Annotated in this window: 9 protein-coding genes; 1 reads left to right on the forward strand and 8 read right to left on the reverse strand. The window is 42.3% G+C overall.

The window, feature by feature from the left end; translation table 11 throughout:
- Positions 1-165: 165 nt before the first annotated feature.
- The 7 genes from A0W33_RS03750 to A0W33_RS03780 form a co-directional block, all read right to left on the reverse strand.
- Entirely contained in the window at positions 166-1,122 is a 957-nt protein-coding gene (locus A0W33_RS03750; protein ID WP_068836930.1) for a hypothetical protein, read from the reverse strand.
- Positions 1,123-1,190: 68 nt separating this feature from the next.
- Complete coding sequence (locus A0W33_RS03755; protein WP_068836931.1) at positions 1,191-2,423, reverse strand: restriction endonuclease subunit S; 1,233 nt, start codon at positions 2,421-2,423, stop codon at positions 1,191-1,193.
- Positions 2,420-3,883 carry a type I restriction-modification system subunit M gene (locus tag A0W33_RS03760; protein WP_068839909.1) on the reverse strand — a complete coding sequence of 488 codons (1,464 nt, stop codon included), beginning with the start codon at positions 3,881-3,883 and terminating at the stop codon, positions 2,420-2,422. The genes A0W33_RS03755 and A0W33_RS03760 overlap by 4 nt, the downstream gene beginning before the upstream one ends.
- 1 nt (position 3,884) lies before the next feature.
- Positions 3,885-5,777 carry a DUF262 domain-containing protein gene (locus A0W33_RS03765; protein WP_068836932.1) on the reverse strand — a complete coding sequence of 631 codons (1,893 nt, stop codon included), beginning with the start codon at positions 5,775-5,777 and terminating at the stop codon, positions 3,885-3,887.
- 10 nt (positions 5,778-5,787) lie between these two features.
- Positions 5,788-7,293, reverse strand: a complete 1,506-nt coding sequence (locus A0W33_RS03770) for a type I restriction-modification system subunit M (protein WP_068836933.1) — start codon at positions 7,291-7,293, stop codon at positions 5,788-5,790.
- Between the two features lie 117 nt (positions 7,294-7,410).
- On the reverse strand, positions 7,411-8,442 hold the full coding sequence (locus A0W33_RS03775) for a hypothetical protein (RefSeq protein ID WP_068836934.1): 1,032 nt from the start codon (positions 8,440-8,442) through the stop codon (positions 7,411-7,413).
- Between the two features lie 7 nt (positions 8,443-8,449).
- Complete coding sequence (locus A0W33_RS03780; RefSeq protein ID WP_068836935.1) at positions 8,450-10,198, reverse strand: AAA family ATPase; 1,749 nt, start codon at positions 10,196-10,198, stop codon at positions 8,450-8,452.
- A 570-nt stretch (positions 10,199-10,768) separates the two neighbouring features.
- Here A0W33_RS03780 and A0W33_RS21055 point away from each other — a divergent pair.
- Complete coding sequence (locus A0W33_RS21055; RefSeq protein ID WP_172798085.1) at positions 10,769-10,945, forward strand: hypothetical protein; 177 nt, start codon at positions 10,769-10,771, stop codon at positions 10,943-10,945.
- A 74-nt stretch (positions 10,946-11,019) separates the two neighbouring features.
- On the opposite strand, the gene A0W33_RS03785 is transcribed toward A0W33_RS21055, so the two are convergent.
- Positions 11,020-11,649 carry a DUF1640 domain-containing protein gene (locus A0W33_RS03785; RefSeq protein WP_068836936.1) on the reverse strand — a complete coding sequence of 210 codons (630 nt, stop codon included), beginning with the start codon at positions 11,647-11,649 and terminating at the stop codon, positions 11,020-11,022.
- Positions 11,650-11,862 lie beyond the last annotated feature (213 nt).

Below are 11,862 nucleotides of genomic sequence, written 5' to 3' on the forward strand. Positions count from 1 at the left end.
TTACAGGCGTAGAAGCTTAGCTATGCGGTTTGTAAACAACTGTAAACCACATAAAAAAGCACTCCTTGATCTGCTGTTCAAGAAGTGCATAAATATACTAATACGCTTATATATATTTTTATTTTTTTACATAAATTATATTTCTTCAATAAATAAAGTACAAAATCAGCACCAGCAATATTTATACTTGAACCGGCTTAGTTTTTTAGCTACTTCATCCTCTACATACCTTCCATAAAGCATCCTATCTATTTCATCTAATCTGTTCAAATCGGTTTTATGTTGTGCCAGCATTTCCAGGTTACATGGATGATTGGTAGGTATAATTCTTACTTGTGCTCCCGTTTCTAAGTCTACACCTACGAAAGCTGATCCTATGTTCTCAAGATTTGTAAGAGTCAGCAGGAGTGGTCTGCTATAGCTATGTTTTGAAAGGGACTCAAATCCATTGAGTAAAACAGGAGCAAAAGACCAAAAGGAGATCCAGCCTTCACTAGTTTCATGTGTGTGATGAGGGATGGCTTTCGTTATAAGATAACGTTTATCTTCTCTCTCTAGCACAAATAAACCCTCTTGATACTTTGCAAACCGTTGTTGAAGGTATGCTAGGTGTTCTTTAGCTGCCACAACGACTGCAGTTTCTAAGAACAGCAGGTTTAAAGTGTTAATCAGCGGAATGAATGGCAGCACAAACAAACCACCCATAAAGCTATGCCTATCTGGGTGTGCAAAGTTATTTCGCAGCTTTCTGCCATGGTGTAATTGCCACTTTAGATCCTTCTCAGGCTCCTGCTCACACAGCTTATCCATTAGCTCCTCTAGCCTAAAGCTGTATCTCCTACCCTTCTTATTGATTTCCTCTAGCGGAATACCTATATCCTGGCATCTTAATTTCACAGCCATTTCCAGTATACCTAAAAGCTTTTTGAGAGCTTCATCATATACAGGGTAATGGTACCAAGCCAAGGCCATTAGGTGCTCAGCAGTTTGATAAGCCTTTACAACATCTTCATGCACACTTGCGTGAAAACGCCCTTCCACCACATAATGCCTGACATAATCTTCCCTGTCTTCTACACCAATAGCTGTCCACCTTTCATCAAGTTCGTACCACTTATCCATATGCGTATTACTGCTGAACAATGTAATGCTCAACGCTATTCAGTTCGTTAAAGCTCATAGGCTTTGGGTTAGAAGATTTGGTTGATGAGGGACTTTTGCAGTTTTAAAGCATTGAAGTTATATGCTGCAATATCATTTTGAGTCTGTTCTACTTTCTTCAATTGCTGTACAATCTCATTTTGCTTTATTATTGGCACTACTGGAATTGGAACGCTCTTGATAGTTTCAGTATTAATATTGTAGTTACCAGCTGATGAAGTAGCATTTCTTTTGAAGTACTTCCTTATTGTTACAGATTGAAGGTATCTTAAAATGAATTCAGGATTATAGAGTTCTGAATTAACTGAAATCTTTATCAGATATGAAGCGAAGGCATGTCCATTATCTATATCATAAAGTGCGCTTCTGCCTGTATATTCAGGATTCCCGTTAGTCCTCACAATAACTATATCACCAAAATTCAACCTACAGCTTTGGTACTCTTTTTCATCTAATGACACATGGCTTATTGAGTCCAAGGAAAGTTTTCCATTTATTACTTGAGGAATCCCTATCACCTCATAACCTATACCTTGAGTATTTCCCTTCTTTGATGTGCCATATCTTATATCAGTTAGTACTGACCCTAACTTTGTAAATTTTATACTAGAGTTAACATTCTCTTTTAACAAAGAATTGAAAACCAATGGAGCATTTCCATCCATATGTAAGTATAAAAGCTCACGGTATGAAATGTAATAGTTGTTACAAATGTTATAGGTTCTAATCCCCTCATTCGCTGCTTCATCCCCAGACCAAAGCAATTCAGCTATTTGCTCTTGCTGGTCAATAGGTGGAAGTTGAAATTCATAATCCGCGAAATCAGCAAATTTTGCTCTTGGAGAAAGTGAACCAGCTGAGTTTTTAACTGCAAGTTCAAAGAATTTGTCGTTCTGAATCAGAAAAGGCAGAAGCTCTGGCAGTAAACCTTTCTTAGCCTCCAGTACTGTAATATCACCTGAGCATATACCATCAAAAGTAGCCAAGGCTGCCTTTTTCAGGTAGGCACGTCTCCGGCCAAAAAGCACCTGCCCCTTGCGGAACACTTTTGTAAAAGTGGTGCCGTCTGTAAGCATGCCCCAAGTCCTGATGTGCAGACTTTCAGGCTCCAGGTGCTCCAGTCCAATAATACGCTCTATACCTTCAGCTACTGGGTCCTTCACCGTTTCACGTACTTCTCTTACTACATCCCCGAGCTTTACTTTAATCCAAGATGATTTATCTATCCCAAATGTTGTTTGTATTTCTTCAGCCAGCATCATCCCAGTATTTCAAATAATTCGTTCATAGATTGCTTTAGCTCCTTAGAGCTTTGCTCCCAGTTTTTCAGCGCCTGCTCTAAGGCTATACCTTCGTTGGCAGCGTCTTTCTCAGGCTCTACATACAGGTTAATAGCCAGCTTCCCGTTATTAGCCATTATTTCCTCTACATCAACTACACGAGCTAATCCAGTACTGTCTTTATAGCCTTTGTAGGCATTGTAGATGGTTTGAATGTGTCGCTCTTCCAGGAAAGCAATATTCTTATCCTGCCTTACTTCCTTCACCGCGTTAATGAACAGCACTTTGCCTTTCTGCTCTTCTGACTTGTTGTTCTTCGTCACCAGCAGGCAAGCCTCCATCGGAGAGTTGTAGAACAGATTAGGCCCCAAACCAATCACGCACTCCACTACATCGCTTTCAATCATGGCACGGCGCATGGCAGCTTCGGAGTCACGGAAAAGTATCCCGTGCGGCCAAAGCGAAATGGAGCGGCCATTCTGCGGGTCCAGGCTTTTCTGGATGTGCTGCTGAAAGGCATAGTCGGCACAGCCCTGCGGCGGCGTACCCCAGATGTTACGGCCATACAGGTCGCTTTCAAAGGCTTTGCGGTCCCAGGCCTTGATAGAGTATGGCGGGTTGGCCAGTATCACGTTGAACTTCTTCAACTCATCATTTTCCAGCAGACCCGGCTCGCTCAGTGTATCGCCCCGTACAATCTGGAACTCCTCAATGCCGTGCATAAACATGTTCATGCGGGCAATGGCCGAGGTAATCAGGTTAATTTCCTGTCCATACAGCTTCAGTGAGCGATATTCTTGCCCGTTGGCCTTTAGCTGCAGCGCACAATTCAGCAGCAAACCGCCAGAGCCGCAGGTAGGGTCGTACACGCTCTCGCCTGGCTGTGGGTCCATCATCAGTGTCATCAGGCGCACCACTGTACGGTTGGTATAAAACTCGGCTGCCGTGTGGCCGCTGTCGTCGGCAAACTGTTTGATGAGGTATTCGTAGCCGTTGCCCAATTGGTCGTCAGGCACGTTCTGCATGTTCAGCTTGTGCTGCGAGTAATGCTCTATCAGGTTGGTCAGCGTCTCGTCGCTCAGGCGGTCCTTGTTCGTCCAGCTGGCATCCCCGAATATCCCGAACAAGGTTTCCGGGTTCGCTTTCTCAATGGCACGCATCGCCTCCTGCAGGGCCATACCTACGTTCACCGTCACCTCCCGCACATCGTTCCAGTGCGCACCCTCCGGTATCTGGAAGCGGTGGTTCTCTTCAAAGGCGGCATACTCTAAATCGCCGTCGCTTTCTGCTAGCGCCAGGGCATACTCCTCGTCGTACACATCCGAAATGCGTTTAAAGAAAAGTAGCGGAAAAATGTACTGCTTGTAATCGCCAGCATCTATATGGCCTCGCAGGTAGGTGGCGGCTCCCCAGAGGTATTTTTCTAATTGTTGTTGGGTCATGTTATACCAGGGCTTCTTCAGCCTCATTGTCGACCGGCTGCTTTTCAACAGCTTTATAAATGTCAGAAGGAACAATGTCTCTTCCATTCGTTAATTGCAGTGCTGCTTCATACACCAGTTTTGCTCTCTTCTCAATAAATCGTGTGTAGTCCAGCATTACTTTTTCCTTCTTCTGCTCTTCTGAAAGGCCCTCATAGCCGCCATTGGCTAATTCATCAATCGGAATCAGATGGCTTTTTAGTCTATTCTGCACAATATCTTCGTCAGTCCAGGCATACCGCTCTTTCAAATACTTTAGAGGTTCCTTATTACTAATATTTAGGTTAGTTTTATCAGTTATAAGTGCGCAATTCAAAGCAATGTAGCTGTTTTCCATACCTGCCTCCTGGAGCAGGTTGTCTGGAAACACATGGTGGTAATGGCGCTTGCCCTCTAAAAGCTGATCTCTTGTAAGCTTGGTACCGTCAGCAAAGTCGTAAGCTCCTAGTTTCGAGAAAACGGCCATTATGGCGCGAGCCCGAATGTTTTCACGTTTGGGCCATCCTATTCTGATCAATTCTTCTGGGGTAGAAATTGGATGATGTGTTTTATTGAAGATTGGCACATCAGCTTCTGTAAATAAAGTACCATCTTCTTTTGTTACCCCATTAACTATCTTCTTCAATGCCATATAATCAGTAAAGGCACTGCTAGCAGCAGCGTTTTCATACCTGTCGGTAAAGAAGCCGGACCACATGTATTTTTTAAGCAACACATGCGTATTACCATGTGCATCCAGACATTGGGGTGCCTGCACATAAAGCGCTGCAATAACAGCAAGTACTGCATTTGTTGGCAAACGAGCACGGTCATAAATGCCTTCCTGTTCCATAAAGGATGCCATTTGTGCGAGGCCCGTAGTCATTTTGTCCCAGTTCTCTACCATTACCCCTTTGTCCATATCCCACATTCCTCTGTTGTTTGGTAACCTGTCCTGAATCAAGGAAGATGTAGCTAACACTAGGAAAGGAATATCAAAATAGTGTGTGATGCGAGGGTACTTTGCTTTAAGTGCTTTTTCAAGATCATCAAGTGACTCCCCTTTCACACTTTCAATCTCAGCACGGATAATATCATATTGTGATAAAGGCTTACTATTTGTATTCATGTTAATGAACACTTGTAGCGCTGTATCTTTGGTAGTACTTGAGAGAAGCGCCAGGTATGGCAGGTTGTAATGCGCAATCGTTTCTCTCACGTCTCTGATCAGGCTAATGATTGCATTCTTTTTTTCCATCCACCCCTCTAGCTTCTCTTCATAGTCCTCCTCTGCAGCTTTCGGCTTAGCAAATTTTAATGCTTCGGTTACCCAATTCTCGTAATAGGAAGCTTTATCTCCTGGCATGAACAAGTCAATAGGCAGTAAGCCACGGTGTAAAGTATCAACGGCACTGTCAGCCCATAAAGGCATTTTTTGGCCGTCCTTTTTATTCCACCTTCCCTGACAATGTACAGTCACAACTCTCTCTTCAGGTTTCTCTCTGCTACTATCTAGGTCCGATACGTACAGAAAGTACTTCTCCCATTCATAGTTGTTGTGCAGCGCTCTCCAAAGTGCAGTAAGTCGTTGTTGACCATCCAGCAAATGTTCCGTTACTCTACTGCCAGTCTTTTCCGGTGCAGTAGCAAGATAGCGGGAAACAAAAGGCTCCGTGCTCCCTACCTCAAGAATCAAAGTTACTCCCAGCGGTAGGTTATGAATAACTGTATTCAGGAGGCTTGTGATTTTATTTTTATCCCAAGCCTGGTGTCGCTGAAATCTGGGCAGCTTGATTTCACTATTTTCTATTTTCTGAAACCACACCGAGATACTACGATCCTGTGCACTGCTTGAGGGTAATTTGTCTGCTCTCATTGCTTAAATATTAGGAGATAAAGCGGTTTAATATTCTCTTAAACTTTTCTTCTGCATCAAGACACTCATTCCAAGCAGCTTTTAGGTCTGCTAATGCTTCCTCAACTGTAGGCAAGTTGTGCTCTACTGTCTTTTCGATGTAAAGCGGGATGTTCAAATTATAGCCGTTTTCGGCAATCTCCTCCAGCGTGGCCACCTTTACATAGTTCTGCAAATTTTTGAAGTCAGAGTACCACGAAAAGATTTGGTTCACATGCTCAGGTTCCAGGTAATTCTGCGCACGACCGACACGCATCTGCTCAGACGCATCAATAAAAAGCACCTGCTTTTGCTTGCCTTCCTCTTTCTGACTTCTGAACACCATGATACAGGCCGCAAGCCCTGTGCCGTAGAAGATGTTTGGTGCCAGACCAATTACAGCCTCCAGCAGGTCCATCTCCAGCAGGGCCTGACGAATCTTACCTTCTGCCCCTTTGCGGAACAAGGCACCGTGCGGCAGCACGACCGCCATACGTCCGGTCTCAGGCTTCATGGACTTGATCATGTGCTGCACCCAAGCCATATCACCATTTCCTTCAGGTGGCACACCGGCTATGTTGCGGCCATAGGGGTCGTTTACCCAGTTCTCTGCCCCCCATCCTTTCAGCGAGAAAGGCGGGTTGGCTATAACGCAGTCAAAGGACTTCAGCTGGTCGCCTTCAAAAAAGGCAGGGTTGCGAAGGGTGTCGCCTCGCGAAATTTGAAAGTCCTCGATGCCATGTAGGAACATATTCATGCGGGCAATGGAAGAGGATGTCAGGTTTTTCTCCTGTCCATAAAGCTTCAGCGTTCTGTAATCTTCATTGTTCTCCTTCAGGTGGTTAATAGACTCCAGCAGCATACCGCCCGTACCGCAGGCCGGGTCATAAATACTCTCTCCCTCGTGCGCGTCGATAATAAGCCCCATCAGGTGCACCACCGAACGCGGGGTATAAAATTCTCCGGCTTTCTTGTTGGTAAGGTCAGCAAAATGCTTGATGAGGTACTCATACGCCTGGCCTAGCATGTCCGGGTCCACGTTGGAGTTCGCCAAGTTGTACTGCGAGAAATGCTCTACCAGGTTAATGAGCAAGTGGTCAGAAAGCATGTTCTTGTTACTCCACTGTGCATCCCCAAAGATACCGTACAGAAACTCTTGGTTCGCTTGCTCTATGCCCCTAAAGGCTTTCTCCAGTGCGAGGCCCACGTTCACCGTCGTCTCCCGCACATCCTGCCAATGGCACGCCTCCGGTATTTCAAAACGGTGGAACTCTGGCAATGAAGCATACTCCTCATCACCATCTGATTCAGCCAATGCCAGCTGGTACTCCTCGTCATACACATCAGAGATGCGCTTAAAGAACAACATCGGGAAGATATATGCCTTAAAGTCCGAAGCTCCAACGGGCCCCTTCAGTATCCAGGCAGCTTTAGCCAGGTACTGCTCCAGTTGGGACAGGGTGATCTTATCTTTTGGTAATTGTAAATCTAACTGCACTCAATGCTTGCTTTAAGAATGGGTAATTATAAAGTGTACTAGAGGTTTACACAGGTAATATTTGCTTCAATATCAAAATATAAATTTCCGAAGCAATTACAAATTAAAATAAACCATTCATTTACAGTTGAATTGGGTCAGAAGCCTGTTATTGTTAATTCCGTAAACTTCTTTGGCTATGTTTATATAAGCAGCATAACCTCTGAGTATGTGCTGTAACAAATTGTAATTATGCCCTAACAGATTGAATTTATAATTGATGAAAGAGTCAGAATCTTTAACTTTGCCTTTATCATTTATAATATTGAATCCTATTCCGGATTCTATCCAGAAGTAATTTGTTATAATCCGTCTATCATGTATGCTAAAACCTTCTGTTTTAAGTTTATATAAAAGATTTCTATCAAATCGTACGATGGACAGGCTAAACTCTAATTCCGTTAGTTCTTCTTTTAAATAATTAACTAAACTCTGCTGTAGCGCCTGAAAGTTTGAAGTTTTAGACTGTTCTTCAGTTATGATAGTAATATCTACTGGCACGTCAGTTTTCTTATTAGGCAGAAGGCTTTTAAGTAAAGGCTTTAAGTTATTATCAATTCGCTGCTGGCTCTTGTCTGAAAGTATATATCCATCTACAATCAGAACTGAATTGATGGGGTGCTTATAATCCCTTAACTTTTCCCAAGAATCAAAACGCAACATATCAGGCGTAGTTCTATTGGAAGTGATGCAACGGCTAGTATCTTCTCTGTCTGAAAAGAACGGCTTCCACTTGTAAGCCATATTTTCACCACTGATGTAACTGTAACCGAAAGCCTCCTCTAGTGTACTACAATCCTTATTATCAAAATCTACTAGACCCAGCTTAAAGCAACTGCCTTCGTGATAATAAGCAGGATGTTTTAGCTTTTGCTCAAAATCCTGCTCCAGTAGTACTTTAGGCTGCTTCTCTATAATGAGTTCAAGCAAAGGATTTACTTTTGCTTGTTCGATTATTTCATCCAAAGAAGAGAAATTACTTACTAAGGTAAAGCCCGGATGTAGCTTGCGAATGAATTTTACAAAATCATCATAAACCGGCTTGTGCCGTTCTGATGAATTATACCTAAAGAAACTTAGTAGGAATCCTTTGTCAACCAATAACTCCATTGTTGGATTAGTTTAGGTTGTGCAGTTGTGCGTTTTTAAGGCGCATCAGTTCCATCTTCCAGTTGGTAGCTTCATCAATGAAGCCAGGCCCAAAATCGTTAGTTAAGCTACCATCTGAGTTGATATTGATTTTTGTTACAAATTTATCCGATTCACTTGGCAGGTTGCCATCAAGGTAATAAATAACCGAATGTTCAGGCTTTACTTCTCTTGCGGCTGTTAGTACCTGCAACCTGCGAATCAGGTATTCGCTGTGGGTTTCGATGAGGAGCATTACTTCAAACGTTTTAGCTACGTCAATAAAAAAATCAGCCAGTAGGGATTGAAGTCTTGGGTGTAGATTAGACTCTGGCTCTTCAATTAATAGCAACGGCCCTCCTAATCTTATCATACTGTTGTTATCAATTTTATAGTCTTCCAGTGGCGCTTCTTTTAAATTAAAGAGGAAGTCTATTGGGGTGAGCATATGCTCAATTTTTTTGTCAAGCTTTGAGCAGACAGTCAAAAGAATAGGCAAAAATTGAGTTACACCGTAACCCATATCTATGAGGTCGACTACCTCTCCACCTCTCTCAATAACTACCTCAGTAGCTATACCCTTAATTCTGGTGATAATTAACTTATCACCTATTCCGAACTTTCTAAGCCATTTATCAGCAAACTTCAAAGTGGGGTTTTTCTCTCGTTTGTCCTTTTTACTCCATATATTATCTATCTGTAGAAGCAACTCATTAAATGATGTCCCCTGTGATTGATTAGAATACAGTCTTTGAGAATTTGCCCGAATGGACTCTAGGTAATGTATTCCTGTGGTTGCACTTTTAATTGAACTAGCAATTGCCTTTACCTTTGATTCTGCCTCTTCTTTTAATTCATAGATAGAGTTTTGCTCTATGATTTCAGAAACGGAGCTGTTTCCTAGTTGATCTTGAATCTTGAAATCAACATCTGTGTTTTTAAGCAGTAAAGCACACGTAATGTTGCTTAATCGACTAAAGAATTCAAAATCATCAAATATCTGATAAAAATTTTTGTACAGAACATGAACATCTGGGAAAAAGTAATCAGTAAACCTAACACAAAAGCTTTCCAGGATGATGTCGTCAATTTGTAGAGCTAGTTTTTTTGCTGTGTCAATATCGAGACTAGGAATTAACTTAATAAGCTTTCTTGGAGAGACAACAGTGCTATTCATTCCTTCTAACCGGCCATATTCTTTTGAAGCTGCATCTTGATTAGGTGTAGGGGTAGAACTACTAGAGCCACTTTCTTTCCGTTTTTCCAAAAGTATGCTTCTTTGGTACTTTAAGTTAAAGTACATTTTGATTCCACTACCATCATCGTCATGAGATACTTTTAATAGTAACTCATCCTCATTGTAATGGTCCTTAAGCACATCCTCCTTTGTAACAAAAAATTGTTCCCAGTACCCCCCCTCTAGATTCCCTGATCTTGATGGCTTATAATCTATAATGAAAAGTTTTTTATCGTGCAGTTTTACACAAAATCTAATGAATTCAGAATCAGAGGTTCGTGATGTTGCCGTATGAAATGTTCCTAATTTATGGCCTTCTCCTGAAAACTTTAGATAAGACAGGTCTTCAGCATTGTTATTTAGAAGCTTTAACCCTTTGAAGATGCTACTCTTGCCAGAACTGTTTGTGCCAGTAAAAACTGTTATTGGAGCAAAATCAAATAGAGTTGATTGTTTAAAAACCCTAAAGTTTGAAAATCCTATTCCTGTAATATGTGCCATGTACTTAAATATCTAAACTAATTATATTTCTCTCCGAAAGCTCCTGTTCTAAAGTCAGAGACTCCGACTCTACACCTAAAGCATGGAAAGTCTTTTCCCTAAAGGAAATACATACTTCAACTTTTGGATATTGCATACTATATGCTTGATGTTGATTGCAGCTTAAAAACTTAATTTATTCTCATTTTAAACTTAGCACTTATAATTATAATGTATCAGTAAATGATTCTTTACTGATACATTATATATATTAGTTGTACACAATATATAGTGAATATAACTCTCTACAAACAGTTGTTTTAAATTTACTTTTATGAAATAGTCTATTCAGGCTATAGCCAAATCAGATAAGTGGTTTTGGATACTTGTTTTCAAGTGTACGCTCAAAATGCATGATGCACGTAGCGGAATACTAGCAATACTACACCTCCCATTTCAACCAAAGCTCCACATTAGCGTTTACTTAATAAGAAGTAAGAAAGCAAAAGTAGTTTACCCTGACTAATAACTGACTAAATAAGTGCAGTAAAACTACAAGTATCTTTTAATCAATCAATTATATATATAGCTATGACAAAAGGACATAATCAGGACGACAGCAAACAAAGCAAGCCGTTCCCGAAGGATGAAAACGATAAAAAAGAGAACCGCCACCTGACCGACCAAAAGCAGAACAAGAGCCCGGATCAGGGCCGCAACGAAAACGAAGATCAATCTGGTGGCACCAAAGGACAGAACGCAATTTAAGTTAAACTCTCAAAAAAGAGCCCCGGCAGTAAAGTATACTGCCGGGGCTCTTTTTTGCACTGAATTAAAAGATTCTATTTACGTTCTTCCCGCATCTGCTCGTAGGAGTCTTTCACCTCCCGGCTTCTTTTCAGCGCTGTAAACTCTACCTGCAAGGCAGCAATCTTTATTTTATCACCCGTATTTAGCAGGTCCAGCGTCTGCGCTTTGCGCGCGTTCAGTTCCCCCACCACAAACTCAGCATATTCCCAATCGCGGAGGCTCCAGTTCTGGCGGTTGGAGCGCGTATAATCCAGGGCACGCACGAAAGCATCGCGCAGGTGCACCGGTTTGATTTTGGCTATCTGCGTAGAGCCCGTCATGTTTCGTTCCCAGCGCTCCAACTCACGGCCGTCCAGATTCACCAGTTCGGCCTCGTTCCGCTGCTCCCACTCTTTATAGCGCTTTTTATAGGTATTGTACTCCGCCCGCGACTGCTCCGACATCTTTTTGGTGTTGCCGTCCAGGCTGTACGACAGCTCCTTAAACTCCCGCTTCACCGTTGGCCACTCTGCGGCAATGGTATTGTCGGCCTGGGCGCTGCGCTGCTGCATCCAGGTACGCAACTCTGCCAGGTCCTTTTCTAACTGCGACTGCGCCTGCGCCAGCCCGGTGACAGCGAGCAGCAGCACAATCGTCAGCATTCCGGTTAATTTTCTCTTCATAGTATATGGTTTTTGATGGCTAAAACTTTAACAGGTTCCCTACCGTAAATATTATGCCACAAATATAGGAAGTAGCCATAGGATTAAAGAGAAATAAGGCTTATCCTACTCCAAAATCAGCCAACACAACCTTTACGCCATCTGCCAAAAATTGTACTATCTTTTAAGCGCATTTGCCGTTTAATTTAGTAGTACAACTTCTGGCTACAGCAG

The sequence above is a fragment of the Pontibacter akesuensis genome, from assembly GCF_001611675.1.
GTDB lineage: Bacteria > Bacteroidota > Bacteroidia > Cytophagales > Hymenobacteraceae > Pontibacter > Pontibacter akesuensis.

Coding starts and splice junctions, on each gene's coding strand:
- A0W33_RS03750 (WP_068836930.1), bottom strand. CDS start 1,122: ATGGATAAGTGGTACGAACTTGATGAAAGGTGGACAGCTATTGGTGTA.
- A0W33_RS03755 (WP_068836931.1), bottom strand. CDS start 2,423: ATGATGCTGGCTGAAGAAATACAAACAACATTTGGGATAGATAAATCA.
- A0W33_RS03760 (WP_068839909.1), bottom strand. CDS start 3,883: ATGACCCAACAACAATTAGAAAAATACCTCTGGGGAGCCGCCACCTAC.
- A0W33_RS03765 (WP_068836932.1), bottom strand. CDS start 5,777: ATGAGAGCAGACAAATTACCCTCAAGCAGTGCACAGGATCGTAGTATC.
- A0W33_RS03775 (WP_068836934.1), bottom strand. CDS start 8,442: ATGGAGTTATTGGTTGACAAAGGATTCCTACTAAGTTTCTTTAGGTAT.
- A0W33_RS03780 (WP_068836935.1), bottom strand. CDS start 10,198: ATGGCACATATTACAGGAATAGGATTTTCAAACTTTAGGGTTTTTAAA.
- A0W33_RS21055 (WP_172798085.1), top strand. CDS start 10,769: ATGACAAAAGGACATAATCAGGACGACAGCAAACAAAGCAAGCCGTTC.
- A0W33_RS03785 (WP_068836936.1), bottom strand. CDS start 11,649: ATGAAGAGAAAATTAACCGGAATGCTGACGATTGTGCTGCTGCTCGCT.